28 protein-coding genes are annotated in these 25,700 nt (G+C 63.0%); 16 read left to right on the top strand and 12 right to left on the bottom strand.

Annotated elements, in window-relative coordinates; translation table 11 throughout:
- Positions 1-123: 123 nt before the first annotated feature.
- The 3 genes from NKJ09_RS07670 to NKJ09_RS07660 all read right to left on the bottom strand — a co-directional run bounded on the left by NKJ09_RS07670 (position 124) and on the right by NKJ09_RS07660 (position 2,620).
- The gene (locus NKJ09_RS07670; protein WP_352494180.1) at positions 124-978 is read right to left on the bottom strand and encodes a lytic transglycosylase domain-containing protein; all 855 of its coding nucleotides are present in this window, start codon (positions 976-978) and stop codon (positions 124-126) included.
- 4 nt (positions 979-982) lie between these two features.
- Positions 983-2,236, bottom strand: a complete 1,254-nt coding sequence (gene ispG, locus NKJ09_RS07665) for a flavodoxin-dependent (E)-4-hydroxy-3-methylbut-2-enyl-diphosphate synthase (protein ID WP_352480886.1) — start codon at positions 2,234-2,236, stop codon at positions 983-985.
- 204 nt (positions 2,237-2,440) lie between these two features.
- A complete protein-coding gene (locus tag NKJ09_RS07660) occupies positions 2,441-2,620 on the bottom strand; it encodes a YdcH family protein (RefSeq protein WP_023678481.1) in 180 nt (59 codons plus the stop codon).
- A 241-nt stretch (positions 2,621-2,861) separates the two neighbouring features.
- Between NKJ09_RS07660 and NKJ09_RS07655 the strand changes: the two genes are divergently transcribed.
- Complete coding sequence (locus tag NKJ09_RS07655; protein ID WP_023678480.1) at positions 2,862-3,065, top strand: YdcH family protein; 204 nt, start codon at positions 2,862-2,864, stop codon at positions 3,063-3,065.
- A gap of 34 nt (positions 3,066-3,099) precedes the next feature.
- On the opposite strand, the gene NKJ09_RS07650 is transcribed toward NKJ09_RS07655, so the two are convergent.
- On the bottom strand, positions 3,100-3,903 hold the full coding sequence (locus NKJ09_RS07650) for an IclR family transcriptional regulator (RefSeq protein ID WP_023720986.1): 804 nt from the start codon (positions 3,901-3,903) through the stop codon (positions 3,100-3,102).
- A gap of 127 nt (positions 3,904-4,030) precedes the next feature.
- On the opposite strand from NKJ09_RS07650, the gene NKJ09_RS07645 reads away from it, so the two are divergent.
- The 8 genes from NKJ09_RS07645 (at position 4,031) to NKJ09_RS07610 (ending at position 10,489) form a co-directional block, all read left to right on the top strand.
- Positions 4,031-4,912: a transporter substrate-binding protein gene (locus tag NKJ09_RS07645; protein ID WP_031194546.1), complete on the top strand. Its 882-nt coding sequence runs from the start codon at positions 4,031-4,033 to the stop codon at positions 4,910-4,912.
- Positions 4,913-4,983: 71 nt separating this feature from the next.
- Positions 4,984-5,649 (top strand): amino acid ABC transporter permease, encoded by a 666-nt coding sequence (locus NKJ09_RS07640; protein WP_023720988.1) that lies wholly within the window; start codon positions 4,984-4,986, stop codon positions 5,647-5,649.
- A gap of 1 nt (position 5,650) precedes the next feature.
- A complete protein-coding gene (locus NKJ09_RS07635) occupies positions 5,651-6,301 on the top strand; it encodes an amino acid ABC transporter permease (protein ID WP_023720989.1) in 651 nt (216 codons plus the stop codon).
- Between the two features lie 4 nt (positions 6,302-6,305).
- Positions 6,306-7,100 (top strand): amino acid ABC transporter ATP-binding protein, encoded by a 795-nt coding sequence (locus NKJ09_RS07630; RefSeq protein ID WP_023720990.1) that lies wholly within the window; start codon positions 6,306-6,308, stop codon positions 7,098-7,100.
- Between the two features lie 34 nt (positions 7,101-7,134).
- Positions 7,135-7,596, top strand: coding sequence for a RidA family protein (locus NKJ09_RS07625; RefSeq protein WP_023678474.1), 462 nt, complete (start codon positions 7,135-7,137; stop codon positions 7,594-7,596).
- Positions 7,597-7,613: 17 nt separating this feature from the next.
- The gene (locus NKJ09_RS07620; RefSeq protein ID WP_352480888.1) at positions 7,614-8,819 is read left to right on the top strand and encodes an aminotransferase class V-fold PLP-dependent enzyme; all 1,206 of its coding nucleotides are present in this window, start codon (positions 7,614-7,616) and stop codon (positions 8,817-8,819) included.
- A gap of 99 nt (positions 8,820-8,918) precedes the next feature.
- Positions 8,919-9,416 (top strand): 5-(carboxyamino)imidazole ribonucleotide mutase, encoded by a 498-nt coding sequence (gene purE, locus NKJ09_RS07615; protein WP_023720992.1) that lies wholly within the window; start codon positions 8,919-8,921, stop codon positions 9,414-9,416.
- Positions 9,413-10,489, top strand: coding sequence for a 5-(carboxyamino)imidazole ribonucleotide synthase (locus tag NKJ09_RS07610; RefSeq protein ID WP_352480890.1), 1,077 nt, complete (start codon positions 9,413-9,415; stop codon positions 10,487-10,489). Before purE ends, NKJ09_RS07610 begins: the two co-directional genes overlap by 4 nt.
- 70 nt (positions 10,490-10,559) lie before the next feature.
- Here the strand turns inward: NKJ09_RS07610 and NKJ09_RS07605 are convergent, their stop codons facing one another.
- A complete protein-coding gene (locus tag NKJ09_RS07605; protein ID WP_023720994.1) occupies positions 10,560-10,982 on the bottom strand; it encodes a lysozyme inhibitor LprI family protein in 423 nt (140 codons plus the stop codon).
- A 236-nt stretch (positions 10,983-11,218) separates the two neighbouring features.
- Here NKJ09_RS07605 and ykgO point away from each other — a divergent pair, with 236 nt between their 5' ends.
- Positions 11,219-11,344 (top strand): type B 50S ribosomal protein L36, encoded by a 126-nt coding sequence (gene ykgO / locus NKJ09_RS07600; protein ID WP_006327841.1) that lies wholly within the window; start codon positions 11,219-11,221, stop codon positions 11,342-11,344.
- Positions 11,345-11,439: 95 nt separating this feature from the next.
- Entirely contained in the window at positions 11,440-12,039 is a 600-nt protein-coding gene (locus NKJ09_RS07595; protein WP_023720995.1) for a tetratricopeptide repeat protein, read from the top strand.
- Positions 12,040-12,146: 107 nt separating this feature from the next.
- Here NKJ09_RS07595 and NKJ09_RS07590 read toward each other — a convergent pair whose 3' ends face one another.
- From NKJ09_RS07590 to NKJ09_RS07580, 3 genes are all read right to left on the bottom strand, one after another.
- Positions 12,147-13,229 carry an NAD(P)H-dependent flavin oxidoreductase gene (locus NKJ09_RS07590; protein ID WP_352494179.1) on the bottom strand — a complete coding sequence of 361 codons (1,083 nt, stop codon included), beginning with the start codon at positions 13,227-13,229 and terminating at the stop codon, positions 12,147-12,149.
- A gap of 215 nt (positions 13,230-13,444) precedes the next feature.
- Complete coding sequence (pyk, locus tag NKJ09_RS07585; RefSeq protein WP_352494178.1) at positions 13,445-14,875, bottom strand: pyruvate kinase; 1,431 nt, start codon at positions 14,873-14,875, stop codon at positions 13,445-13,447.
- A complete protein-coding gene (locus tag NKJ09_RS07580; protein WP_473505739.1) occupies positions 14,872-15,318 on the bottom strand; it encodes a DUF1036 domain-containing protein in 447 nt (148 codons plus the stop codon). The genes pyk and NKJ09_RS07580 overlap by 4 nt, the downstream gene beginning before the upstream one ends.
- Positions 15,319-15,604: 286 nt before the next feature.
- Between NKJ09_RS07580 and NKJ09_RS07575 the strand changes: the two genes are divergently transcribed.
- The 4 genes from NKJ09_RS07575 (at position 15,605) to NKJ09_RS07560 (ending at position 18,714) form a co-directional block, all read left to right on the top strand.
- On the top strand, positions 15,605-16,402 hold the full coding sequence (locus NKJ09_RS07575; RefSeq protein WP_352494177.1) for an N-formylglutamate amidohydrolase: 798 nt from the start codon (positions 15,605-15,607) through the stop codon (positions 16,400-16,402).
- A gap of 25 nt (positions 16,403-16,427) precedes the next feature.
- On the top strand, positions 16,428-16,736 hold the full coding sequence (locus NKJ09_RS07570) for a DUF1244 domain-containing protein (RefSeq protein WP_023721000.1): 309 nt from the start codon (positions 16,428-16,430) through the stop codon (positions 16,734-16,736).
- 165 nt (positions 16,737-16,901) lie between these two features.
- A complete protein-coding gene (locus NKJ09_RS07565) occupies positions 16,902-17,363 on the top strand; it encodes a cupin domain-containing protein (protein WP_352480892.1) in 462 nt (153 codons plus the stop codon).
- Between the two features lie 169 nt (positions 17,364-17,532).
- On the top strand, positions 17,533-18,714 hold the full coding sequence (locus NKJ09_RS07560; protein ID WP_352494176.1) for an MFS transporter: 1,182 nt from the start codon (positions 17,533-17,535) through the stop codon (positions 18,712-18,714).
- Here NKJ09_RS07560 and NKJ09_RS07555 read toward each other — a convergent pair.
- On the bottom strand, positions 18,672-19,583 hold the full coding sequence (locus tag NKJ09_RS07555; protein ID WP_023721003.1) for a LysR family transcriptional regulator: 912 nt from the start codon (positions 19,581-19,583) through the stop codon (positions 18,672-18,674). The genes NKJ09_RS07560 and NKJ09_RS07555 overlap by 43 nt on opposite strands.
- A 92-nt stretch (positions 19,584-19,675) precedes the next feature.
- On the opposite strand from NKJ09_RS07555, the gene NKJ09_RS07550 reads away from it, so the two are divergent.
- On the top strand, positions 19,676-20,653 hold the full coding sequence (locus NKJ09_RS07550; RefSeq protein ID WP_352494175.1) for an SDR family oxidoreductase: 978 nt from the start codon (positions 19,676-19,678) through the stop codon (positions 20,651-20,653).
- 37 nt (positions 20,654-20,690) lie between these two features.
- Here the strand turns inward: NKJ09_RS07550 and NKJ09_RS07545 are convergent, their stop codons facing one another.
- From NKJ09_RS07545 to NKJ09_RS07535, 3 genes are all read right to left on the bottom strand, one after another.
- The gene (locus tag NKJ09_RS07545; protein ID WP_023678456.1) at positions 20,691-20,849 is read right to left on the bottom strand and encodes a DUF3309 family protein; all 159 of its coding nucleotides are present in this window, start codon (positions 20,847-20,849) and stop codon (positions 20,691-20,693) included.
- A 99-nt stretch (positions 20,850-20,948) separates the two neighbouring features.
- Positions 20,949-24,125 (bottom strand): efflux RND transporter permease subunit, encoded by a 3,177-nt coding sequence (locus NKJ09_RS07540; protein WP_352494174.1) that lies wholly within the window; start codon positions 24,123-24,125, stop codon positions 20,949-20,951.
- A 2-nt stretch (positions 24,126-24,127) separates the two neighbouring features.
- Positions 24,128-25,339 (bottom strand): efflux RND transporter periplasmic adaptor subunit, encoded by a 1,212-nt coding sequence (locus NKJ09_RS07535; RefSeq protein WP_023721006.1) that lies wholly within the window; start codon positions 25,337-25,339, stop codon positions 24,128-24,130.
- Positions 25,340-25,700: the final 361 nt, after the last annotated feature.

Raw genomic sequence — 25,700 nt, 5'->3', positions numbered from 1 at the left:
ATGCAAGACCTGCCTGACGGTTCTGCTTAAGGGTTCACGGAAAATGTGATCGCGTGTCGAAGATGAAGCGCCCAGCGGGAGCGAGATGGGCAGCAATGGCGCGAAACGCGCCGACATATGGCTTTACCGGTTGCGCACCACAATGCATGCGCCGCCGACGCTGTGCAGCTTCTGGCAAATATCGTCGGCCTTGGCTTTGGTGTCGGCGCCGATCCGCACCGCATAGATGCCGCGCCTGCCGATCGGTGTGCGCACCCGGCTGACCACCGGATTGCGACCGCTGAGCAAGGCTGGAAACCGCCGTCTCACATTGCTCCACTGATTGAGCGCCGCGGCGCGGCGGAAATTGCCGGCCACCTGCACGCCCCATGGCTTGATGTTGATCGACGACATCGGCACGGTTCTGGACATGATCACCGGCAGCGTGCGGCAGGCGGCAGCGAAGCTCGCCTTCTTGTCGAGCGGCCGGATGACGCCGGCATACGCGGCATCGGTGAACCTGTCGGCCGGCTCGCCCATGACGTCCAAAACGTAGCTTTCGGTCTCCATCGGCAAGAAGCCGCCGGAATTCAGCCAGCGCGTCACCCGGCTCTCGCCGGCATTGTATGCGGCTGCGGCGAGGCCCAGATTGCCAAAGCCGGTCTTCATTTCGGCGAGGTATTTTGCCGAGGCCGGGATAGCCTGCTCGATATCGAACGAATTGGCGAGCCCGCGCATCTTGGCGGTACCCGGCATGAATTGGGCGATACCCTCCGCACCGACGGGGCTGACCGCATTGGGATCGAAGCGACTCTCCTTCCAGATCAGCCGGGCAAAGAAATCCCGGGGCAGGCCGTTCTGGTCGGCATGCGTCTCGATAAGATCGCAAACTCGATCGATCAGCTTCTGCTTGGCGGGCCGCGGCGGATCGGCCTGGACGGCTGTCGCCCAGCCCAGCCAGCAAATGACAACCAGCGTCGCCCCAAGCAAACGCCGCATCGAACTACTCCGCCGCGGCTTTGCCGTGTTGGCCAAACCGCCGTTCGATGTAGTCGGAAACCATTTTCTCGAAATCCGCGGCGATCGACGGGCCGCGCAGGGTCGCCGCCTTCTTGCCGTCGACGAACACCGGGGCGGTCGGCGTCTCACCGGTTCCGGGCAGCGAAATGCCGATATCGGCATGTTTGGATTCACCCGGACCGTTGACGATGCAACCCATCACCGCGACCTTGAGGTTCTCGACGCCGGGATATTGTTCGCGCCACACCGGCATGTTCTTGCGCAGGTCGGCCTGGATGTTCTGGGCAAGCTCCTGGAACACGGTCGAGGTCGTGCGGCCGCAGCCCGGGCAGGCGGCGACGATCGGCACGAACTGCCGGAAGCCCATGGTCTGCAACAGCTCCTGCGACACCTGCACTTCGCGTGTGCGGTCGCCGTTCGGCTCCGGCGTCAGCGAGATGCGGATGGTGTCGCCGATGCCTTGCTGGAGCAGGATGCCCATCGCAGCCGATGATGCGACAATGCCTTTCGAGCCCATGCCGGCCTCTGTCAGGCCGAGGTGCAGCGCATGGTTGGAACGGGTGGCGAGCTCGGTGTAGACGGCGATCAGATCCTGCACGCCGCTGACCTTGGCCGAGAGGATGATTTTCTCGCGCGCAAGGCCAATCTCTTCGGCCATTTCGGCCGACAGGATCGCCGACTGCACGATCGCTTCGCGCGTCACTTCCTGCGCGGTCAGCGGAAAGCCTTGGGCCTGGTTGTCATCCATCAGCCGGGTCAGCAGCTCCTGGTCGAGCGAACCCCAGTTGACGCCGATGCGCACCGGCTTGTCGTATCGGATCGCCATCTCGACGATCGCCGCGAACTGCCGATCCCTCTTGTCCTTGAAACCGACATTGCCGGGGTTGATGCGGTACTTGGCCAAGGCCTCAGCGCAGGCCGGATGATCGGCCAGGAGCTTGTGGCCGATGTAATGGAAATCGCCGACCAGCGGCACGTCGATCCCGAGCCGCTCCAGTCGCTCGCGGATGGCCGGCACAGCGGCAGCGCTTTCGTCGCGATCGACCGTTATGCGCACGATCTCGGAGCCGGCGCGATGCAGTGCCGCCACTTGCGCCACCGTCTGGTCGACATCGGCCGTGTCGGTGTTGGTCATCGACTGGACGACGACTGGGGCGCCGCCGCCGACCATCACGCCGCCGACGTCGACACCGACCGACCTGCGGCGCGGGAAGGGTGAGGAAAAATATCCGGTCATGCCGGCTGCCTTTAATCTTGAAGGTCCGGGCATGAGGTGGAGGAGCAAAGATGGCTTGTCAATGGCGACTGGCGCGCAGACCTAGCAAATCGGAAATGACAAGACGGCAGCTTGCCGCAAATCCATAAGCGTTTCCGGCAGCATAGAGACATGCCACCGGAAAGAAATCGCGCGCCAGGCGGCGCAGCTAGTCCTGGATGGGCGTCAGTGCGTCGTCGGTTTCGCCTTCAGTTTTTCAATCTCGTCCTTGAGCGCCAGCTTGCGCCGCTTGAGATTCACGATTTCGAGGTCGTCTACCGACGGATGGGTCATCGCATCGTCGATTTCGCGTTCGATGTCGCCGTGTTTCCGCTGCAGCTCATCAAGATGGGATGCAAGAGACATGATTGGTTCTCCCTTTCATGGTTTCCTCGGATTGCAGCCGTCATGGCACGTCCACCGCAGGCTCGCTTCTGTGACGGCATAATGACAGTGTGCCACCATCGCGCACCGATGTCGAATGCTGCGTGGTAGCATTCCACGACAATATGAAATGTGGTATGGGCTGCGCGCCGGTGCAAGAAGACCCCCGGTCCCGCCCAATCAGGCCCATAGTTTGGGCGCCGCAGACGTGCAGACGGTAAAAATGTCCGATCAGGAACAGGCAGATATCCGCCTCGAATATTCCCGGCTGAAGCAGGAACACGCCGATTTCGACGCGGCCATCAATGCGATGATCGCCATGAATTGCGACCCGCTGCAGATCCAGCGCATGAAGAAAAAGAAGCTTTTCCTGAAGGACAGGCTGATGGCGCTGGAAGACAAGATCATTCCAGACATTATCGCTTGAATGGACGCCGGCGCTGGCCTGCTGAAAAGGCGGCCTATGCCGCGATCGAAAGCCGCGCGGCGCGCTCGAGCAACAGCTCTATCAGGTCATCGGTCTTTTCGGTCGAGGTATCGATGGGAACCACCAGGCACATCGTCGCCTCGACCCTGCCCGGCGCCGAAAAGACCGGCGCGGCCAGGCATTTCGTGTAGGCATCGACAAGGCCGGAGGTGACGCAGTAGCCGGCCGACTTGGCCACCGCGATATCGGCTATGAAATCGTCGAGCTGCAACCTGCGGCCGTCCGGCAGTACGAGGTCGTCTTCCGAGACCATATCCTCGATCGCTGCCCTGTCGAAGCCGGCGAGGAGCAGCCGCCCGGAAGCTGTCCAGGGAAGCGGTATTTGCAGACCCGTCGCCGAGCTGATCCTGAATGGCCTGGTTCCCGGGCTTGAATGGACGATGGTGTAGCGGCCGCTTTGCAGCATGCACAGCTCCGAGGTCTCGCCGGACTCGCGTGACAGATGGTCGACTTCCTGCCGCCCTCGCCTGAGCAGGTCGTTGCCCCGCACATAGTCCATTCCGTAGAGATAGAGCTTCTTTCCAAAATAGACCCGATTGCCGTCTCCGGCCATCTCCAGCAGGCCTGCGTCGACCAGCGAGCGCACCAGCGTATAGGTCGTCGACCGCGGTGCGTTCACCCCTCTGGCAAGATCGCCAATGCCGATCGCGCGCTGGGTCGCGTGGAGAAACTCCAGAATCTGGAGGACCCGGTTGAGGCCCTTCTCCCGCGAGCCCGAATTCTTGTCTTCGTCCAGACCGGCGTCCGGTCGAGCGGCCAAGGCATTGCCTTCTTGCATTATCGATTCCTGATGTTAATCTGTCTTGTACAGAGTACAGGCGTCCCTTGTAAGGGACAATGACGTCAGTTGCAACCGATGCCTGCGCTGCTGGTCCAACGGGGAACACAACACGAAGGAGGTCGCCGTGAACGACACATCCAAGAGGCGTGAATTTCTGAAACTGGGAATGGCCGGGCTTGCAACGGCCGGAGTGATGAGTGCCGCCACTGCGGTCGATGTCCAGAAAGCTGCGGCCCAGGCAGCGCCTGACAGCCTGCTGCGCACCGTTCTCGAGCGCGGCAAGGTGATCGTCGGCACCGGCAGCACCAACGCGCCCTGGCACTTCGAGAACGATGCCGGCGAACTGGTGGGCATGGACATAACCATGGGTCGCATTCTCGCCAAGGGGCTTTTCGACGATCCGACCAAAGTCGAATTCGTCATGCAGGATCCGGCTCAGCGCATTCCGAACGTGACCACCAACAAGGTCGACATCACCATCCAGTTCATGACCATGACCGCCCAGCGCTCGCAGCTGATCCACTTCTCCAGGCCCTACTATGTCGAAGGCATCGCCTTGCTGACCCTTCCGAACGCCGAGAATAAGACCTTCGACAAGCTGCTTGCCGCCGGTTCGGCGACCCGGATTTCCATCCTGCAAAACGTCGATGCCGAGGCAAACGTGCGCATCGTCCTGCCGGAGGCGCAGGTGATGCAGATAGACACGCAGGCCAACGTGCTGCAGGCACTGGAATCGAAGCGATCCGACGCCGCCGCCGTCGATCTGTCGACGGTCCGCTGGCTCGCCTCGCGCAATCCGGACAAATACTTCGATGCCGGCAAGAGTTGGTTCTCGATGCTTTATGGTGCCGCACTGCGGCAGGGCGACCTCGACTGGCTGACCTTCGTCAACCAGACCTTCACCATCGCCATGTTCGGCCATGAAACGGCACTCTACGACGCTGCGTTCAAGGATTATTTCGGACAGGAGCCGCCGGCCCGCCATCCTGGATTCCCGGTTATCTGATCCATCAGGCGGAAGGATGCCTCCGGCGCCCTTCCGCCTCGTTCCCGGACTGTCGGCACTAAGCAGGACGCATGGGCTATACCCTCAACTTCAACCTGATCTGGCGGCATTTCGACAAGCTCTGGGGGGGGCTGCTGCTCAGCCTTGAGCTGGCTGTCATCTCCATCGCGATCGGCATCGTCATCGGGCTGCTTCTGGCGGTCTGGTACGTGTCGGCCGGGCGAGCGGTGCGGACCGTCATCGCGGGCTATGTCGAGTTCATCCGCAACGTGCCGCTGATCCTGCTCGTCTACCTGGTCTTCTACGGCCTGCCGACCGTGGTCGATATCGCCTACAGCGCGCAAACCTCGTTCATTGCCACGCTGTCGCTCTACAGCGGCGCCTATCTGGTCGAGGTATTTCGCTCGGGGCTCGAGGCGGTGCCGCGCGGACAGCTCGACGCCGGCAAGGCAATCGGCCTGACACCATGGCAAAGGCTGCTCCATGTGCGCCTGCCGACGATGCTGCGCATAACGCTGCCGGCGCTTTCCAACACTTTCATATCGCTCTTCAAGGACACGTCGGTGGCGTCGGTCATTTCGGTACCCGAGCTCACCTATGGCGCCCAGTGGATCAACTTCAACACGTTCCGCATTGTCGAGGTCTATCTGGTGGTGACTGCGATGTACCTGTTGACCGGCTACGCGCTGCTTTTCGCGCTGCGGCTGGTCGAGCGCCGGTTCAAGGCGGCGCGCTGACATGCTGAGCCAGATCATCTACGCCTTGCCGTTCCTCGCCCAAGGCTTTGCCGTAACCTTGTGGGTGTCGCTGCTGGTCGTAGTGTTATCGCTTATCGCCGGCGTGCTGATGGGTGTCGGCCTCGTCTATGGTCCGGCTCCGCTGCGCTGGGCAGTGCGCATCTTCAGTGACACCATACGCGGCATTCCGATCCTGGTGCTGATCTTCTTCGTCTATTACGGCCTGCCCGCGGTGGGACTGCATCTTGAGTCCTTTTGGGCGGCCGTACTCGCCCTCACCCTCTTCAAGACCGCACAAGTCGTCGAGTATCTCAGGGGCGCCGTCGGCTCGATTCCCAAGGGTCAGTCCGAGGCGGCGATGGCGATCGGGCTGACCTTCCGCCAGCGGCTGGCCTACGTCATTTTTCCGCAAGCGTTCAGGCGCTTCCTGCCGCCCTGGATCAACGGCGTCACCGACGCGGTGAAAGGCAGCGCGCTGGTCTCGCTGCTCGGCATCACCGACCTGATGCAAGCGATCAACCAGGTCATCGGCCGCACCTATGAGGCGATGCCGCTCTACCTCCTCGGCGCGCTCGTCTACTTCGCTGTCAACTACGCCCTCTCCTTGGCCAGCCGGCGGCTGGAGCGGCGTTTCTCCTTCATCCGGGAATAACAAGATGTCCAAAGCCTCGCACGCAAATCCGGCGCTTCTCGATATCTCCGAGGTCTCCAAAGCCTTTGGATCGGTCGAGGTCCTGCGCTCTGTAAGCCTCAAGGTGACACGCGGCGAGGTGGTGACAGTCATCGGGCCATCCGGCAGCGGCAAGACCACGCTGCTGCGCTGCGTCAACTTCCTGGAGAGCTATGATAACGGCTCGATCCGTATCGACGGTAAAGAGGTCGGCTACCGCGAGGCGGGAACACGCCAGCGACGCAGCGAGCGCGACCTGGCGGCGATGCGCGCCGAGACCGGAATGGTGTTCCAGAGCTTCAATCTGTTTCCGCATTTGACTGCGGCCGGCAACATCATGCTCGGCCTGCGCAAGGTGCGCGGCAAGAGCAATGCCGAGGCCCGCACCATTGCCGAGCACTGGCTCGGCCGGGTCGGGCTCGCCCACAAGGCCGACAGTCTGCCGGCCGAGCTTTCCGGCGGCCAGCAGCAGCGCGTCGGCATCGCCCGCGCTGTGGCGATGGAGCCGAAGATCCTGCTCCTCGACGAAATAACCTCGGCGCTCGACCCCGAACTGGTTGGCGAGGTGCTCGAGGTCGTACGCAGCCTCGCCGAAGACGGCATGACGATGCTGATGGTCACGCACGAGATGGCTTTTGCACGCGATGCATCGAGCCGCATCGTTTTCATGGCGGATGGCGGCGTCAGTGCCGTCGGACCTCCCGCCGAGATCCTGGCTGCGGACTTCGACAATGAACGCCTTCGCAGCTTCCTGGCGCGGTTTCGCGCCTCGCATTTTTGACACCGGACGGCGAAAGCTGTCGCAAGGAGCTTTTATGACGCCTTACATCCGGCTCGCGGAATTGGGCCTGACGCTGCCCGAGCCGCCGAAGCCCATCGCCAACTTCGTCACCTATGCCGAGAGCGGACGGCTGATCTTCCTCTCCGGCCAGGGGCCGTTGCGCGCTGATGGCGCGCTCTGCACCGGCAAGGTTGGCGAGGATGTCTCCGTGGAGGAGGCCTATGGGCATGCCCGTCTCACCGGCCTGAACCTGCTCGCCGTCATGCATGCCGCGGCCGGCGACCTCGGCCGCATCGTGCGCGTCGTCAAGCTGCTTGGCTTTGTCAATGCAACGCCGACATTCAGCGAGCACCCCAAGGTGGTGAATGGCTGTTCCGATCTTTTCGCGGCCGTCTTTGATACGCTTGGCGGACACGCCCGTTCCGCGATCGGTGTCGGCTCGCTGCCGGGCAACATCACAGTTGAAATCGAGGCGGTCGTCGAGATCGCCGCCTGAAAACAGGATCTACAGAGATGACGACCTATGCCGCTGACCGTTCCAATACGACAATCCGCGAACGGCTCGGCCTTCGCCCGATCATTAATGTTTCCGGAACGATGACGGCGCTCGGCGCTTCGATCATCGTGCCGGAAGCGATTGCCGCAATGTCGGAAATCGCCTCGCAATGGGTCGAGATGGACGATCTGCAGCGCGCCGCAAGCACGGTGATTGCACGCCTCACCGGCGGCGAGGCCGGCTTTATCACCGCATGCTGCGCCAGCGGCATAACCATGGCGATTGCCGGCGCGATGACCGGAACCAGCCTTCTTGCGATCGAGCGGCTGCCGGACGACACCGAGGGCCTCAAATCGGAGGTCATCGTCCAGCTTGGCCACATCGTCAATTATGGCGCGCCGATCGACCAGTCGATCCGGCTTGCCGGAGCCAAGGCAGTGCCCGCCGGCACGGTCAGCGTTACGCAGGACTATCATGTAGGCGAGGCGATCCAGGACCGGACGGCGGCAGCCCTCTACGTCGTCGCGCACCACACCGTGCAATACGGCATGCTCTCGCTCGAAGAGTTCTGCGAGATCTGCCACGCCAAGGGCGTGCCGGTGATCGTCGACGCCGCCTCGGAATACGATTTGCGCGGCTTTCTGGCGCGCGGCGCCGACATTGTCGTCTATAGCGGGCACAAATTTCTCTCAGGGCCGACAAGCGGCATCGTTGCCGGCCGCAAGGATCTGGTGCGGGCCGCCTATCTCCAGAACCGCGGCGTTGCGCGCGCCATGAAGGTCGGCAAGGAGAGCATTGCCGGCACCATGGCGGCCCTGGAAGCCTGGGAACGGCGCGACCATGCCGGCATCCGCCAGCGGGAAGAAGCCGCACTGCATCTGTGGCAAACCGCATTGCAGGGCCTGCCCGGCATCGCAGCAAACATCATTCCCGATCCGACCGGAAATCCTCTCGAGCGCCTGCAGGTGTTTGTTGCGCCCGAAAGCCGGTTCACCGCCGCCGGGCTGGCCTCGGCACTGGCGGCGGGTTCGCCCCCCATTATCGTTCGCAACCACGAGGTCGAGCGCGGCCACTTCTTCCTTGATCCGTGCAATCTGCACCCCGGCGAGGCGGAGATCGTCGCCGAGCGCCTGCGGGCGGTGTTGAGCGCTGCTGAGCGGCCCGCGGATGCGATGAAGTCCGCTCGCAAGCAGTCTGCCGGGGCTTTGCGCTGGCCGGATTAGGTAGCGATGGCGCCATTCGCCCGAGTGCGGGACGCTCCTATCCTTGCGGCTCCCCTCGATTTCCGCTAATGCGCGCGTTTGCCGCCGGGGAGCAGAAGCTTGGACAATCACCGCGCCGACGTCGCCATCATCATGGGCAGCCAGTCCGACTGGGCGACGATGCGCCACGCCGCCGAAACGCTTGAGGCGCTTGGCATTCCGCACAAGCGGCTGATCGTCTCGGCCCACCGCACTCCCGACCGGCTCTATGACTTCGCCAAGGGCGCCAAGGGCGCCGGCTACAAGGTGATCATCGCCGGTGCCGGCGGTGCGGCGCATCTGCCGGGCATGACGGCAGCGATGACGCCACTGCCGGTGTTCGGCGTGCCGGTGGAATCGAAGACGCTGTCCGGCCAGGATTCGCTGCTTTCGATCGTGCAGATGCCGGCCGGCATTCCGGTCGGCACTTTGGCCATCGGCAAGGCCGGCGCTGCCAACGCCGCCCTTCTGGCCGCCGCGGTGCTGGCGCTGAGCGACGAAAAGCTTGCCGCCCGGCTGGACAGCTGGCGCGCCGCGCAGACCGCCAAGGTGGCCGCCGAGCCGACGGACACGCCGTGAGCCGGCCCGCCGGATCGACCATCGGCATCATTGGCGGCGGCCAGCTCGGCCGCATGCTGGCGATGGCCGCGGCCCGCCTCGGCTACCGCATCGTCGTGCTGGAGCCGCAGCCGGACTGCCCGGCGGCACAGGTCGCCAACCGGCAGATCGTCGCCGCCTATGACGACGCGGCCGCGCTCGGCGAGTTGGCTGCGGCCAGTGCCGTCGTTACTTACGAATTCGAGAACGTTCCGGTTGCGGCCGCCGCGGCACTTGCCACCACGGTCCCGGTCTATCCGCCGGCACGCGCACTGGAAGTGGCTCAGGACCGGCTGGCGGAAAAGAAATTCCTCAACGGCATCGGCATACCGACCGCGGATTTCAGCCCCGTCGACAATGACGAGGAACTGACGGCCGCGCTGAAAAAGTTCAACGGCAGCGGCATATTGAAGACGCGCCGGATGGGCTATGACGGCAAGGGCCAGCGTGTCTTCCGCAACATGGAAACAGGCGGCTTTGCCGGCACTTGCGAGGCGATGGGCAACGTGCCGTTGATCCTGGAATCATTCGTCGCCTTCGAGCGCGAGATTTCGGTGATCGCCGCGCGCGGCATCGACGGTTCGCTCGCCGCCTACGATCCGGCCTGGAATGTCCATCGCAACGGTATTCTTCACAGTTCGACGCTGCCGGCCGGGGTGAAGTCCGACACGGCGGCTGCGGCTCAAACGGCGGCGGCCGAGATACTTGCAGCGCTCGACTATGTCGGCGTCATCGGCGTCGAATTCTTTGTCCTGGCCGACGGTTCGCTGCTGGCCAACGAGATTGCGCCGCGCGTCCACAATTCCGGTCACTGGACGGAGGCCGCCTGCACCATCTCGCAATTCGAGCAGCACATCCGCGCCGTCGCCGGCCTGCCGCTGGGAAATCCCGCACGGCAGTTCGACTGCGTCATGGAAAACCTGATCGGCGACGACATCCGGCGCGTTCCTGAACTTCTCGCCGAGCCCGATCTGATGCTGCACCTCTATGGCAAGGCCGAGGCGCGGCCCGGCCGCAAGATGGGCCATTTCACGCGCGTGAGCCGCCGCAGCTAGAGCATGATCCCGAAAAGTGGAATCCGGTTTTCGGGAACGATCATGCTCAAACAAAAGTTAGAACCTACGCTTACTGGATGTCGCCGCTCTCGTCCTCGTCGGGGCTGGCGCAGCTCACATCGCCTTCCGCGCAGGTCGAATCGGCGGTGAGCTGTTTGGTGCGGTCGTCGGTCAGCCGCGTCAGGCATTCCGATATCAGCATCGGATAGATCGAGCCGCCTTCGCTGTCCGCGGCGGAATAGCTGCATTCCGCGTCGCGAAAGGCGATCCACGCGCGCTGCGCCGTCTGCAACAGCTTCCTGGCTTTTGCATCGCTTGCGCTGATGAGCTCCTGGTAGGCCTTGTTGAGTTTGGCGTCGGCGGATTTGTAGTCCGCGTCGGCGCAGATGTTCATCATCTGCTGGCTGTCGTCGTTGCGGTCGCATTCCTGCGCATGGGCAACAGAACCTGCCGCAAGGACGGCAAGACAGGCGGACACAAGAATTCGGCGCATGATGATCTCCAATTCGCAACCGCATCATTCCAGCCGTCTCAAGCCCGCGCAATGCCGCAAGGCGCCGTTGGCGGGTATTTCGATGATACGAAACGGTCCGTATCGTTTAGGCAACGCGCTTGCGGTTGACACGGGCAAGGCTCCTCGTCTATGAGCCACGCACAGTTCAAAGGCGCGTCTGTGGGCGCGCCTTAATAGTTCGGCCCGGGACCGGGCCCAGACCGACGGGCAAGACCATGAAGATCAAGAATTCGCTCAAGGCGTTGAAGGCGCGTCACCGCGACAACCAGCTGGTTCGTCGCAAGGGCCGCGTCTACATCATCAACAAGACCGCTCCGCGCTACAAGGCGCGCCAGGGTTGAGTTTTTGACCGGAGGCTGCGTGCCTCCGTGCGCATGATACGCCTCTCACGCTAAATTCAGTTTGACGATCCGGCGTCGGGGGCTAGATTCCCGCGATGCGGATTCTTTTTGCATTTTTCACGGCTTTCTTCGTTTCCAGCGCTGTCTCGCTGCCGGCGTGGGCTGAAGATCCGACAGCAAATCGGCCGACAGCACCTCCGGTTGTGATGACGAAACAGGCGCGGCTCGATCAGCTGTTTGCCGATCTCAAGCGCGAACGCAACGAAAAGGCGGCCGAGCGCATCGCCGGGCGCATCGGCAGCGAGTGGTCCCAGTCGGGCAGTGCCTCGATCGACCTCATGATGCAATGGTCGCAAAAGGCGACTGAAAACCAGAAATTCGATGTTGCGCTCGATTTCCTCGATCAGGTGGTAACCCTGCAGCCGACCTATGCGGAAGGCTGGAACCGGCGCGCCACGGTTCATTTCATGATGAAGAACTACGGGAAGTCGATGTCGGACATCGACCGTACCCTGCAGCTCGAACCACGCCATTTCGGCGCGCTTTCCGGCCTGGCCCAGATCATGGCCGAAACCGGCCACAAGCAGTCGGCGCTCGAGGCCTGGCAGCGCGTTCTCGGCATCTATCCGATGATGCGCAGCGCCCAGGACCAGGTCGCCGCACTTTCCGAAGAGCTTGCCGGCGAAGGCATTTGAGACCAGTAAGGGAATAGGGGAGTAAGGCAGTATGTGAGTGGTGTAGATGCACTCTGGAACACATCCCCTACTCCCCTACTCCCCTACTCCCCTACTCCCCTACTCCCCTACTCCCCTACTCCCCTATCGGCCCGATCTATGCCGCTTGCTTCCGTGACGAGTTTCTCCACAAGGGCGGCGGCCGGCATCTCCCGCAGCTTCGCAACGCCCTGCCCGGCCCAAATAGGCAAGAAGTCAGCCCGCTTGCTTTCATCCTTTGCCATTGAAAGCGGCATGACCAGACTCGCCTGTAGCGGAAACGCCAGCGCAGCATCTTCCTCACCAGCCATTTCCATCACAAACCGGTTGCGCACCACGCGCGCTGGGCGGCCAGTGAAGCAGCGAGTCACCGACGTGCTCTCGTCGTTGGCCGAGCGCAATGCTACGCGATAGACTGGCTGCACATTGGCTTCAGGACAGGCCAGGAAAGCCGTGCCGATCTGCACACCAGATGCACCAAGTGCAAAGCTGGCAGCAATGCCGCGACCGTCGAAGATACCGCCGGCAGCAATTACAGGCACCCGCACGGCATCAACAATCTGTGGTACGAGGGCCATAGTGCCGGCTGTGCCGATAGCAGGGTCGCCAGTGAATGTGCCGCGATGCCCACCCGCCTCGTATCCCTGCGCGATAATGGCGTCCACCCCTCCTGCCTCAAGCTGGCGCGCTTCCGAGACGGTGGTAGCCGAACACAGGACAATACAGCCGCCGGCTTTCAACTGCTGCACAATTGCGGTGTCGGGTAGGCCGAAGTGGAAGCTGACCACCTTCGGGCGAAGCTCGAGCACAATTTCGAGACGCTCACGATCGAAGGTGGGGAAGGGTTCGCCCGGCTCGGGCACCGGTCCGAGGCCGACCTCCTCATAGCAGCCGCGAAGGCGGTCTCGCATACTTTGAGCTGCCGCATCATCGCGTGCCGGCGCCGGGTGCGCAAAGAAGTTGACGTTGATCGGACGATTGGTGGCGTGCTGTGTCGCCGTGAGCTGCTCGCGGATAGCCGCCGCAGGCAGAATGCCGCATCCGAGCGAGCCAAGCGCCCCGGCATTGCTGACTGCCGCCGCGAGTTCCGGCGTGGTGATGCCGCTCATCGGCGCCTGGATTATCGGGTGTTCAATGCCGAGGAGTTCCAGAAGATCAGTGCGCATCCACATTGGATCACCCTCCTCTTTCTCCCAGGAGAGATTACCTTAACTGACTTCCAGCTCAAGTCGGATAGGGCCTTCGAACCGCTTCACGGCCGGCCACAGGCTGATGCAAGCTGGCGGAGTTCGGCGTCGATCCTAACCCGACTGCGGTCGATGCGCCGGACTGGCGCCGCGTTTACGACGCGCCATGCAGCCGGCCCATCCGGCAGCCGCAGCCGACATTAGCGGCCGACTTCCGATCCGACATAGGCGATGCGCAGCATGTTGGTCGAGCCCGGCGTCCTCAGCGGCACGCCGGCCGTGATGATGACGCGGTCGCCGGGCTTGCCGAAGCCTTCGTCCAAAGCGATGCGGCAGGCGCGATCGACCATGTCGTCGAGGTCGATGGCATCGGGAGAAACGACGCAATGCGTGCCCCACAGCAGCGACAGCCGCCGCGCCGTGTTGAGGATCGGCGACAGCGCCACGATCGGCACTTGCGGCCGCTCGCGCGCGGCGCGCAAGCCGGTTGTGCCGGACGCGGTATAGGTGATGATCGCCGACAGCTTAAGCGTCTCGGCTATTTCGCGGGCGGCGAGCGAGATGGCGTCGGCTCCCGTCGCTTCCGGTTCCGAGCGCTGCGCGTTGATGATGCCGGCATAGGTCGGGTCGGTTTCGACCTTGGTGGCGATCCGGTTCATCATCGCCACCGCCTCGACCGGATAGGCGCCGGCGGCGGACTCCGCCGAAAGCATTATCGCGTCGGCGCCTTCAAACACGGCGATCGAAACGTCCGACACCTCGGCGCGTGTCGGCACCGGCGCGGTGATCATCGATTCCAGCATCTGCGTGGCGACCACCACCGGCTTGCCGGCGCGGCGCGCGGCGCGGGTGATCTGCTTCTGGATGCCGGGCACGGCTTCGAGCGGCATCTCGACGCCGAGATCGCCGCGGGCAACCATCAGCGCATCCGAAAGTTCAATGATCTCGGCCAGCCGGGCGACGGCCTGCGGCTTTTCGATCTTGGCCATGATCAGCGCCCGGCCGCGTGCGATCTTGCGTGCTTCGGCCAGGTCCTCGGGCCGCTGCACGAAGGACAGTGCCACCCAGTCGACGCCGGTCGCCAGAACCGCGTCGAGATCCCGGCGGTCCTTTTCCGTCAGCGCTCCGACCGGCAGGTCGGTGTCGGGCAGGCTGACGCCCTTCTTGTCGGAAATGATCGTGCCGGCGACGACGGTGCAGACGATCGCCTTGCCGTTGCTGCTGACCGCCTTGAGCTCGAGCTTGCCGTCGTCGATCAGCAGGCGATGACCAGCCTCGACCGAACGCAGGATTTCGGGATGCGGCAGGTAGACCCTCGTCGAATTGCCGGGTTCGGGATTGTCGTCGAGCGTGAAGGTCTGACCGACGGTCAGCACCTCTTTGCCGTTGGCGAACTTGCCGACGCGCAGCTTTGGCCCTTGCAGGTCTGCGAGAACGCCGATCGGCCGGCCGACCGCCTCCTCGACGGCACGAATACGGCCGACGAGCGTACGCATCAATTCATGGTCGGTGTGGCTCATATTGATGCGGAACACGTCGGCGCCGGCTTCGAACAGCTTCTTCAGCATCTCCTCGGACGAGGAGGCCGGACCGATGGTGGCGAGGATCTTGACCTTGCGGCTGCGTCTCATTGACTGTTTGTTCCCGGGGCGGCTGGAGCGCCATCCGTTGCGGGCTCGTCAGTCAGCTGGACCATCCAGCTTGCCTGCTCGCCCGTGTCATATTCCTGGAATCCGGCGCGCTGAAAGCCCCGGGCGACGCAATCGGTAACGCCGGCGATCTTGAACTCTTTTTCGGCCACGCACATGTTGATCGGGCCATCCCAGCGTCCGCCGCGCTCGGCGTCTTCTGCATAAAGATAGTAAAACCTTGATGACAACGGTCCCTCGATCAGCGTCTTGCAGCTCGACCCTTCGATGTGCCACCAGCCTTCGGTGATCCAGCCAGCTTTGGCGCGATAGCCGATGCCGACACCGACCAGGTTCTGCGTGGCGTTGCAGACCCGGAAATCGGCCCGTGCCGGCGAGGCCGAAATCACCGCGAAAAGGCCCATGGCCGGTATCAGGAGCGGCATGGCCAAGGCATGGCGCACGCGCAGCCTGCCGGCGAAACCCATCCTGAAACCCCTCAAGAACCACATTTGCATCTCTCAACGCCCCTTTTCGGAAAAGTCCGTACGCATGTCAACGCGCCGATCTGTCCAATCCAATCGATTTAGAAGGCTCTGACGCGCTTGCGGTCGCCCCTGCTCAGTTTTTTGGCAGAAACCGTGGCCAAACAACGGCATTGCGCAAGCGTTCTCTTCGTGGAATGACGATACCACCCTCCCCCTGAAGCCAGCGAACAGACCTTTCCCACCAATGACCCGATCCACAGTTTTCGCGCCTTTCGACATCGTCGAAGGCGACCGCAAGCGCTGCATGGTGCTTTTGGCCGATCACGCCCGCCGCGACCTGCCGGAGGAGTATGGCAGCCTCGGCCTGGCCGCGGCGGAGTTCGACCGCCACATCGCCTACGACATCGGCGTCGAGACTGTAACCCGCGAACTCGCAAGTCTGCTCGGCGTTCCGGCGGTGCTTGCCAATTTTTCGCGACTGCTGATCGACCCCAATCGCGGCGAGGACGATCCAACGCTGATTCGCCAGCTCTATGACGGCACCGTCATCCCGGGAAATTATCCCATGGCGCCGGAGGAACGCGAAAGACGGCTGGATCGCTTTTACCGCCCCTATCATGACGCCGTCGGCGCCATGATAGCCTCGGTGGCGCAAGCGTCGGCGCAGGCGCCCTTCATTTTTTCGGTGCATTCCTTCACACCGACCATGCAGGGCTTCATGCGGCCGTGGCATGTCGGCATATTATGGGATCTCGACGATCGCGTTGCGCGGCCGCTGATCGACATGCTCGCCGAGGACAAGAGCCTCGTCGTCGGCGACAACGAACCCTATGACGGCGCACTGCGCGGCGATACCATGTTCAGGCACGCTATCGTCAACGGCTTTGCCCATGCGCTTATCGAGATCCGCCAGGACCTGATCGCCGACCGGAAGGGTGCGCTCGCCTGGGCCGAACGGCTGGCGCCGATCGTTGACGCGATAGATCGACGTGCCGATATACATGCAGTGAAAATATTCGGCTCGCGCACCGGGCCGGCATGATGGAGGCCAAGGAGGCCAACAAGCCATGACCGAACTCAGCGACGTACAAAAGCGCGATTTCGAAGCCGCTGCCTTCCGCCGGCTGGTCGCGCATCTGCGCGAGCGTTCCGACGTGCAGAACATCGACCTGATGAACCTCGCCGGCTTCTGCCGCAACTGCCTGTCCAACTGGTACCGCGATGCGGCGCAAGCCGAGGGTGTCGAACTCAGCAAGGACCAGTCGCGCGAGATCATCTACGGCATGGCCTATGCCGAGTGGCAGGCACTGAACCAGATCGAGGCCTCCGATGCCAAGAAGGCCGAGTTCGAGGCAAGACGCCCCAGGGACCACTAGAGCAATTCCAGGAAAAGTGTGAACGGTTTTCCGTCCGGAATTGCGTCAAGACAAAAGGATGGAACGGTTCGGCGTTTCCGTGAAACGATGAACCGTTCCAGGGTCACAATCCATCGCACTGAACGACCTTCACGAATGGTTTTTGCCCCAAATGGGAGGACTGCCGTGCCTAAGATCGACGTCGCCGACGTACCCGGACGCAAGGGCTCATCCTATCCACCTCCGTTCGATGCACCCTGTGCCGAACGCGTGCGGCAGCGGCTGGGCAACGCCGGCGGGCTCACCGACTTCGGCATCAATCTCATGCGCCTGCCGCCGGGCAACTGGTCGAGCCAGCGCCACTGGCATTCGCACGAAGACGAGTTCGTCTACGTGCTCGAAGGCGAGCTGACGCTCGTCGAAGATGCCGGCGAGACGGTGCTGCGCGCGGGTGATTGCGCGGCCTTTCCGAAAGGCTCCGGCAACGGCCATCACATGATCAACAAATCGGGCGCAGTTGCGATCTATCTCGAAGTTGGTTCGCGTTGGCCCGCCGACGTAACCACCTGCTCCGACATCGACATGATGAGCACCAACGCCGACGGCCGGTTTGTGCACAAGGATGGCGCGCCTTATCCCGAGCCGTAGAGATTTTGGAGTGGACCACCGAGGTGGTTGGCCGACACGAGAGGACGTAGCGTCCACCGGCGCCTTGTGGCGCCGTCTGGTCCAAGCACTTTCGGCGAAGAGCGCTTGACTGTGAATTGAATCGATCTAATTTGCCGCGCAAAGCCATTTCCGGACCGGATTCTACCCGATGGACGCGCAGAAAATCACGCAAATCGCGATTCGTGGACGCTGGGCCGTGGCCGGCATCTTCCTCGCCAACGGCTTCCTGACCGGCAGCTGGGCGCCGCAGATCCCGGTGTTCCTGACCCGGCTGGACATCAGCAAATTCACGCTCGGCCTGCTGATCCTGTTGTTCGGCGCCGGCGCCGTCACCGCCATGACCTGGTGCGGCCATCTGATCTCGAAGCATGGCTCGCGCACCGTGCTGCGCTGGTTCGGACTTGCCGGCAGCTTCGGTCTTTTGATGGTGGCTCTGGCCCCCAATGTGCCCCTGGCGGCCATCGCCATGTTCATCTTCGGCGGTTCGATCGGCGGCATGGACGTCGCCATGAATGCCAATGCGGTGGCGGTGGAACGGCGGCTGTCCCGCGCCATCATGTCGTCCTCGCACGGTTTCTGGAGCCTTGGCGGTTTCGCAGGCGGCGCTTTGGGCGGTTTCGCCATCCAGAACTATGGTCATCTCGCGCATGCGACGATGGTGACGGCGCTTGCCTTTGCTGTCATCGCGGTAGCGATCCGCTACCTGATCGCCGAGGACAAGCATCCGGTCGCCGAGCATCACAAATTCGCCCTGCCGGCAAACCCGCTTGTCTATCTGGTCGGGCTGATGGCGCTGCTGACGATGATCTCCGAAGGCGCGGTGCTCGACTGGGCAGCGCTGTATCTCAGGCAGGAGCTCGGCGCCGATCTTGCTATCGCAGGCCTGGCCTATGCCGCCTTTTCCGGCGTCATGGCCGTCATGCGCTTTCTCGGCGATGGCGTCCGCAACCGTTTCGGTGCCGTTACGACGCTGCGCGCGTCGGCGCTTGCCGCTGCAGCCGGCATGCTGGTGGCCGGGCTGGCTCCCTCGCCGTGGCTGGCCATTGCCGCCTTTGCCTTTTGCGGCCTGGGTATTGCCAATATGGTGCCGATCATCTTTTCGGCCGGCGGCAACCAGGAGGGCATGGCGCCCGGCACCGGCATGAGCGTCGTCACCACAATGGGTTACTCAGGCATCCTGGTGGCGCCTTCGGCCATCGGCTTCATCGCCGAACACTCGAGCTTCGGCCCGATCTTCGTCGCTCTGTCCGGGTTGCTGATAGTCGTGCTGTTGATGGCCGGGCTCGCTCACCGCGCCGAATTTGCTGCCGAGCCTGCACCGGCTGAATAGCGCTTGAACTGTTCGTAGAGGAAATCCGCGACGCGGCGGATGCGGACGCTGGTACGCACGTCGCGGTGCATGGCCAGCCACACCGGCAGCGTCGGCAGCGGGAGGTCCGGCAGCACGATTTCCACCAGTGCATCGCGCTCGGCCAGCGGCTGCTGGCCAAAGCCGATGCCGTTTCCCGCCCGCAGTGCCTCCCACAAAACTATGTGGTTGTCGGTCCTGAAGCGGAAGGCATTGCGGTTGAGCGGAACCCCGAATTGAGCGAAGCCGCGAATGATTTCATCGCTGCGATCGAAGCCGACCAGATCGTGCTCGGCAAGATCGCGGGCCTCGCGCGGACGGCCACGCCGGTCGAGATAGGATTTTGCCGCGCAGGCGCGGAGCGGAATGTCGGTCACCTTGCGCGCGACCAGTTCATTCTGCGCCGGCTTGACCATGCGGATGGCAATGTCGGCGTCGCGACGCAGCAGATTCTCGACCTGGTTCGAAGCGACGATCTCAACCTCGATGCCGGGTTCCTCGACGGCAAGCCGCGCCGTCATCTCGGGTAGCACATAGGCCGCCACCACCTCGCTGGCGGCAATGCGCACCGTGCCCTCGATCGCTTCGACCGATCCCAGGGCCAGCAGCGAAAATGCGCTCGCCTGCTCGCTCACCGCGCGGCCCCGTTCAAAAAGCGTGCTGCCCGCTTCCGTGAGCGCATAGCCGCGCCGCCCGCGCCGGAACAAGGTGACGCCGAGCGCCTGCTCCAGCTCGGCGATGTGGCGGCCGAGTGTCGGCTGGCTTGCGGCAAGCTTTCGCGCGGCGGCCGACAGGCTCCCGGTCTCCGCCACCGTGACGAAACTCTTGATCAGGTTCCAGTCTATATCCATTCAAAATTGAATATCAGACCGCCAGCTTTCGTCAATTTCCATTCGTTTGCGAGGAGATCATATTGGGTCATACGCAAACATGGAGACAAACAATGACCAAGATGGCAATTCTCGGCGCCAATGGCCGGCTCGGCCGCACGGTGGCCATGGCCTTCATTAATGCCGGCTACGATGTCCGTGCCGTCACCCGCAGCGGCAAGGTGCCGGCGGAACTCAAAGGCGCCACGGCGATCGCCGGCGATGCGCTCGACCGCGAGGCGCTGATCCGCGCCACCGACGGCATTGATATCATTTTCAACGGCCTCAACCCGCTCTACACCGACTGGAGCAAATGCCTGCCGATGGCCGAGAATGTGATGGCTGCCTGCCGGGCGAATGGCGCACTGCATCTCTTCCCGGGCACCGTCTACAATTACGGCTCGCCGATGCCGGCGGTGATCGCCGAGGACACGCCGTTTCGTCCGACGACGGAAAAGGGCCGCATCCGCGTTGCCATGGAAGACCTGTTTCGCCGCGAGGCCGACGCGGGTCGGGTGCGCACCATCCTGCTGCGCGCCGGTGACTTCTTCGGCGGCACCGGCAGCGGATCGTGGTTCGATCTGGTCGTTGCCGCCAAGATGACCAAGGGCGTCTATACCGCCCCAGGGCCGGTCGATCTCGTGCATGAATGGGCCTATCTGCCCGACCTGGCCAAGGCTTTCGTCGGACTGGCCGACAATCTCGACAAGCTCGGCTCCTACGAGGCGCTGAACTTTCCCGGCCATGCGGTGACCGATCTCGAGATCAAGGCGGCCGCTGAGAAGGCGCTCGGGCGCACGTTGAAACTGACGTCGATGCCGTGGTGGGTGCTGCGTGCCGGCAGCCCGTTTGTGGCGATGTGGCGCGAGATCGTTTCGATGTCCTATCTCCGCTTTGAGCCGCACCGGCTGGTTTCAGGCGGGCTTGAAGGCATTATCGGTGCGATCCCCCACACGCCGCTGGAAAATGCAGTGTCGGAAGCGCTTGAAGACATCGGTATCGCCACGGTGAAGGCAGCGCAGAAGCAATCTGAAAAAAGGCGGATGGCCTGACGGTCATCCGCCGCTTGTCGGGGACCAATGATTGCGGTCAGATCCGGCCCATCAACAGCAGCACCAGGACAACGATCAGGATGACGCCGACGATGCCGGATGGTCCGTAACCCCAGGACCGCGAATGCGGCCACGCCGGAACCGCGCCAATCAGGATAAGAATAAGGATAATGATGAGAATGGTGCTTATCGTCATCAGAAAATCCTCGCTTTGAGGTTGCAATGACGGAACAATGCAGAAGGCCGCCCATTGTTCCCGGGCGGCCTTTGCTTGATCAGGACGGCGATTCAGCCTCTATTCGGCGGCCTTCGGGAAGGCGATCGCCGGTTCGGCGCCCAGATCGGCCTCCAGGCCTTCCGAGGAGATCTCGGCCTTGCCGCGCCCCAACAGGCGACTGAACCAGCCCCGACGCGCACTGGGTTTTACTTTGGCGCGGGTGAACACCATCAGCATTGACGGCGTCACCACCAGCGTCAGCACGGTGGCGAAGGACAGGCCGAAGACGATCGCCGACGACAGCGAAATCCACCATTGCGTCGACGGCGCGTTGATCGTCGTCTCGTGATGGAAGATTTCGAGGCCGAGGCCGAAAGCGATCGGCAGCACGCCGAGGATCGCCGACACTGCCGTCAGCACCACCGGGCGGGCACGTTCGCGGCAGGTCTGCAGAACGGCTTCGTATTTGTCCCAGCCCTCTTCGCGCAACCGGTCGTAGGTGTCGATCAGCACGATGTTGTTGTTCACCACCACGCCGGCCAGCGCGATGACACCGATGCCCGACATGACGATGCCGAATGCCTCTCCCGTCAGCAGCAGCCCTAGGAACACGCCGATCGTCGCCATGACCACGCAGGACAGCACCAGCCAGACGCTGGTGAACTTGTTGAACTGCGCCAGAAGCACGATGAAGATCAGGAAGATCGCGGCACCGAAGGCTTTGCTGAGGAAGGCCCCGGCCTCCGCGCTGTCCTCATTGGAACCGGCAAGCTTCCAGCGAATGCCGCTGCCGAGGTTCATGTCGGCGACAGCTTTGGTGACCTCCTGCTGGACGGCAGCCACCTGGGCGCCGGCAGCGACGTTGGCCTGGACGACCACCGTTCGCGCGCCGTCGATGCGATTGAGGATACCGACCGTCGGCTCCGGCTTGCGTACGACGAAGTTCGAGATCGGCACCGAGCCTTGCGCGGTCTGAACCCTGAGTTCGTCGAGCGTCGACAGCGTGCGCCGATCCTCGGGCAGGCGCAGTCTGATGTCGACGGCATCGTCGGCGCCGGCGGGGCGGTACTCGCTGAGCTTCAGCCCGTTGGTCACCAGTTGGACCACCGTTCCGACCGCGGTCGGGCTGATGCCGTACTGCGCCGCCTTGGCGCGATCGACCTCGAGCGCCCAATCGACGCCGGGCGGCGCCAGGCCATCGGAAATATCGATGACGCCGGGCACCTTGGCAATGCGCGCGGCGACGGCGCGGGCCTTGTCGTCAAGACCCTTCGGATCGACGGCCGAAAGCCTGATCTGGATCGGCTTGCCGGTAGGCGGGCCGGCTTCCGGCACGCGAACCTCGACGTCGACACCGGGAATGCCGGCCATCACGCCGCGCAGTTCGTCGAGGATTGAGTTCGCCGATTTGCGCTCGCGCCAGTCGACGAATTCGTACTGGATCACGCCGACCACGTCTTCCGGAACGTCCTGGCCGCCGCCCTGCGTCTTGCCGACACGGGTATAGACAGACTTCACGCCCGGCCAGCCGAGCAGCCGATTTTCCGCCGTCTTGGTGGCCGCGTCCATTTCGGCAAGCGAAAGATTGCCGCGGGCGTGGACATAGAGCAGGCCGTAGTCAGGCTCGACATTCGGGAAGAATTCGACGCCGGCGCCGAATTTCGAATAGGCGTAGCCCACGCCAAACAACAGCGCGACGGTAAGGACAAGCACGGTGATGGGATAATGCACCGCCTGCTTGACCACGGCCATGTACCAGCCGTCGCGATTGTCGTCGGGGTGATGAGCCGGCGCCTTGGCAAATATGGCGCCCAGTGTCGGCGCGAAGACCAGCGCATAGAGCATCGAGGCCGAGAGCGTCACGATCAACGTGATCGGCATGTATTTCATGAAATCGCCGATGATGCCCGGCCAGAACAACAGCGGCGAGAAGGCGGCAATGCGCGTCATCGTCGCGGCGATGACCGGGCCGGCCATGCGCTTGGCCGCAAGCGCGAACGCCTGTTCCTTCGGCATGCCCTCGCTCATGCGTCGCTCGGCGAATTCGGTGACGATGATAGCGTCGTCGACCAGCATGCCGACCGCCAGGATGAGGCTGAACAGCACGATCATGTTGATCGTGTAGCCCATCATCGCCAGCAACAGGATGCCGATCAGGAAGGATGAGGGGATGGCCAATCCGATCAGTAGCGAGGCACGGCCAGACAGCGCGTAGAGAATGACGATGAACACCAGGATGACGGCGATCATCACGTGGTTCTGAAGGTCGCCGAGCAACTGGTTCACGAAGACGGACTTGTCTTGCGTGTAGGTGACGTGCATGCCCTCCGGCATCGTCTTGATGAAGGCGTCGGACACCTCCCTGACCTTGCCAATCGTATCGATCAGGTTGGAGCCGATGCGCTTCTTCACCTCGATGGCAATCGCCGGCTTGCCGTCCAGGCGGGTAACCGTCTCGGCGTCCTTGAAGGTCGAGCGGATGGTGGCGATATCCTTGGCCTGCACCACCGCGTTGGGGCCGGCGACGACCGGAAGCGCCGCCACATCTTCTGGTGTCTCGATAAGCGAGGGCACCTTGACTGCGTATTTGCCCTCGGATCCTTCGATGTTGCCGGCGGCGACAAGACTGTTGGAAGCGCCGACCGCACCGATCAACTGGTCGAGCTGCAGCCCGTAGGACGAAAGTTTCATCGGATCGATGACCACTTCGACGAGGTCGTCGCGCGCACCCTGCAATGAGCCCTCGAGCACGCCAGGCACTTCCTCGATGCGGTCGCGCAGCTCGCGCGCCGCCGCCGTCAGCACGCGCTCGGGCACCTCGCCCGACAGCGTCACGACCAGGACGGGGAACTCGGAGATGTTGACCTCGGAGACCACGGGCTCCTCAGCCGCTTGCGGCAGGTCGGCCTTGCCGTCCTGCACCTTGCTGCGCGTGTCCTGCAGCGCAGTGGCGAGATCCGTCTGTGGCTGGAATTCGACCAGCACATAACCGCCGCCCTGGAAGGCGGCCGAGCGCATCTCCTTGAGGCCCTTCAGGCTCTTCAGCTTGGCTTCCATCGGCCGCAGCAGGAGGCGTTCGGAGTCTTCCGGCGAGATGCCCTGATAGATCAGGCTGACATACATCATCGGAATCGGAACGTCGGGTTCCGCTTCCTTCGGCGTCGACTGGTAGGCGACCGCACCGGCAAGGATGAGAAAGACCAGGACCGCAATGGTCAGCCGGGCATTGCTGATTGCAAGTTTGACGATGTCCATGATTACTGCGTCCCGGTCGTCGCTTCGCCCAACAGCTTTTGAATGGTCGCCTGGTCGGCCTCGACCGGCTTGACCACTTCGCCTTCCTTCACCAGCTCCTGGCCAGCGACGATGATGCGGGCGTCGGCCGGAATGCCGCCGAGCACCAGGCCGGTCGGCGTGTCGTCGACCAGGTCGATCGGGAAGAACACGACCTTGTCATCCTTGTCGACGGCGCGGATGCCGAGGTCGCCCTTGTCGCCGAGCGTCACCACCGATCGCGGCAGCATCACGGCGTCGGTCGGCTGGGCGCTGAGCGCAATTTCTGCCGTCATGCCGGCCGGTACGGACCCATCGGCATTGGGGATAGCGACTTCAACCCGGAAGGTACGGGTTGCCGAAGATGCATCCCGGCTGATGTAGCGCACCGTACCCTTGACGGTCTGGCCACTGACCAGGCGCACATTGGCTTCGTCACCGATCTTCAGATAGCCGAGATCGCGCTCGCTGACTTCGCCGCGGGCGATCACCGGATCGAGCTTCAGAATGGTCGCCACCTCGCCGCCCTGCATGACGGAACTGCCAAGCTCCACCGGCACCCGGTCGATGACACCGTCGAAGGGCGCCTTCACCTCGTTGCGGTCGAGTTCGGCTTGCGCGGCGTCCAGTTGCGACTTGGCCAGCGTCAGGTTGGAGCGGGCCGTATCGAGCTGCAGCGTCGGCAGATTGCCGGTTTTCATCAACCGCAGGGCCGCAGCCAGCTCGGCCTCACGTTGCACGACAAGCTGCTTGGCGTTGTCGACCGCCGAGATTTTTTCCTCGGCGGCAAGCATCAGGATCAGGTCGCCGGTCTTGACGTGCTGACCCTGCTTGACCGGCAGCTTGTCGATGACGCCGGCGACGCGTGTCGCCAGGACCGCGCGCTTGTCGGCTTCGGTCAGTCCGGAAATGCGGATAGCGCGCGCATAGATGCGCCGCGGCGGGGTTATGATCGCGACCGTCCGCAAGGCCGCTTTGGGCTGTTCTGCCTCGGCAGTCCCCGGCTTGGCAGCCCCCTGTTCGCCAGTTTGGGGCTTGCCTGAGTCGGCGGCCTTGGGCTGCTCGACCTCTCCTGCCTTGGGCTTGTTGTCGGCGGACGCGCTGCCGACGGACGAGAATTCGCCTGTCGCCATCCAGCCGGCGAACCCGATGAGCACAACAATGGCTGCAAGCTTGTGAAACCTGAATTTCGGCATCGTCATTTTTTCCAGTGCGCGGGGTTCGGCCAGGCCGCATCTTCTACTTGGGGCGCGTCGCCGATATGGGTGCGCGCGAGGCCGTATTCAAATTGCCGTGATCGGCGAAGCGCGCTTCTACCTTAAAGTTGCGTCGCAATATAGTCAGAAAAGTTGATGGATTGTTGCTTTGTCCGCAAAGATGCGGCTGCAGCATCGGCTGTTGATCGCCAAAACAGCGGTATGGCAGCAAGTGTCAGGATGATTGGACAGATTGCGATGTCATCTGCTTTGCGGGGGAGCCAGAACAATTCCAGGAAAAGTGTGAAACGGTTTTCCGTCCGGAATTGCGTCAAAAAAGATAGAGCGGTTCGGCGTTTCC

The sequence above is a fragment of the Mesorhizobium sp. M0189 genome (assembly GCF_040322135.1).
Taxonomy (GTDB): Bacteria; Pseudomonadota; Alphaproteobacteria; order Rhizobiales; family Rhizobiaceae; genus Mesorhizobium.
The sequence above is the reverse complement of the archived record's forward strand: the minus strand, read 5'-3'. Positions and strand labels throughout refer to the sequence as shown.

Coding starts and splice junctions, on each gene's coding strand:
- NKJ09_RS07670 (WP_352494180.1), bottom strand. CDS start 978: ATGCGGCGTTTGCTTGGGGCGACGCTGGTTGTCATTTGCTGGCTGGGC.
- ispG (WP_352480886.1), bottom strand. CDS start 2,236: ATGACCGGATATTTTTCCTCACCCTTCCCGCGCCGCAGGTCGGTCGGT.
- NKJ09_RS07660 (WP_023678481.1), bottom strand. CDS start 2,620: ATGTCTCTTGCATCCCATCTTGATGAGCTGCAGCGGAAACACGGCGAC.
- NKJ09_RS07655 (WP_023678480.1), top strand. CDS start 2,862: ATGTCCGATCAGGAACAGGCAGATATCCGCCTCGAATATTCCCGGCTG.
- NKJ09_RS07650 (WP_023720986.1), bottom strand. CDS start 3,903: ATGCAAGAAGGCAATGCCTTGGCCGCTCGACCGGACGCCGGTCTGGAC.
- NKJ09_RS07640 (WP_023720988.1), top strand. CDS start 4,984: ATGGGCTATACCCTCAACTTCAACCTGATCTGGCGGCATTTCGACAAG.
- NKJ09_RS07635 (WP_023720989.1), top strand. CDS start 5,651: ATGCTGAGCCAGATCATCTACGCCTTGCCGTTCCTCGCCCAAGGCTTT.
- NKJ09_RS07630 (WP_023720990.1), top strand. CDS start 6,306: ATGTCCAAAGCCTCGCACGCAAATCCGGCGCTTCTCGATATCTCCGAG.
- NKJ09_RS07625 (WP_023678474.1), top strand. CDS start 7,135: ATGACGCCTTACATCCGGCTCGCGGAATTGGGCCTGACGCTGCCCGAG.
- NKJ09_RS07620 (WP_352480888.1), top strand. CDS start 7,614: ATGACGACCTATGCCGCTGACCGTTCCAATACGACAATCCGCGAACGG.
- NKJ09_RS07605 (WP_023720994.1), bottom strand. CDS start 10,982: ATGCGCCGAATTCTTGTGTCCGCCTGTCTTGCCGTCCTTGCGGCAGGT.
- ykgO (WP_006327841.1), top strand. CDS start 11,219: ATGAAGATCAAGAATTCGCTCAAGGCGTTGAAGGCGCGTCACCGCGAC.
- NKJ09_RS07595 (WP_023720995.1), top strand. CDS start 11,440: ATGCGGATTCTTTTTGCATTTTTCACGGCTTTCTTCGTTTCCAGCGCT.
- NKJ09_RS07590 (WP_352494179.1), bottom strand. CDS start 13,229: ATGTGGATGCGCACTGATCTTCTGGAACTCCTCGGCATTGAACACCCG.
- pyk (WP_352494178.1), bottom strand. CDS start 14,875: ATGAGACGCAGCCGCAAGGTCAAGATCCTCGCCACCATCGGTCCGGCC.
- NKJ09_RS07580 (WP_473505739.1), bottom strand. CDS start 15,318: ATGCCGCTCCTGATACCGGCCATGGGCCTTTTCGCGGTGATTTCGGCC.
- NKJ09_RS07575 (WP_352494177.1), top strand. CDS start 15,605: ATGACCCGATCCACAGTTTTCGCGCCTTTCGACATCGTCGAAGGCGAC.
- NKJ09_RS07570 (WP_023721000.1), top strand. CDS start 16,428: ATGACCGAACTCAGCGACGTACAAAAGCGCGATTTCGAAGCCGCTGCC.
- NKJ09_RS07560 (WP_352494176.1), top strand. CDS start 17,533: ATGGACGCGCAGAAAATCACGCAAATCGCGATTCGTGGACGCTGGGCC.
- NKJ09_RS07555 (WP_023721003.1), bottom strand. CDS start 19,583: ATGGATATAGACTGGAACCTGATCAAGAGTTTCGTCACGGTGGCGGAG.
- NKJ09_RS07550 (WP_352494175.1), top strand. CDS start 19,676: ATGACCAAGATGGCAATTCTCGGCGCCAATGGCCGGCTCGGCCGCACG.
- NKJ09_RS07545 (WP_023678456.1), bottom strand. CDS start 20,849: ATGACGATAAGCACCATTCTCATCATTATCCTTATTCTTATCCTGATT.
- NKJ09_RS07540 (WP_352494174.1), bottom strand. CDS start 24,125: ATGGACATCGTCAAACTTGCAATCAGCAATGCCCGGCTGACCATTGCG.
- NKJ09_RS07535 (WP_023721006.1), bottom strand. CDS start 25,339: ATGCCGAAATTCAGGTTTCACAAGCTTGCAGCCATTGTTGTGCTCATC.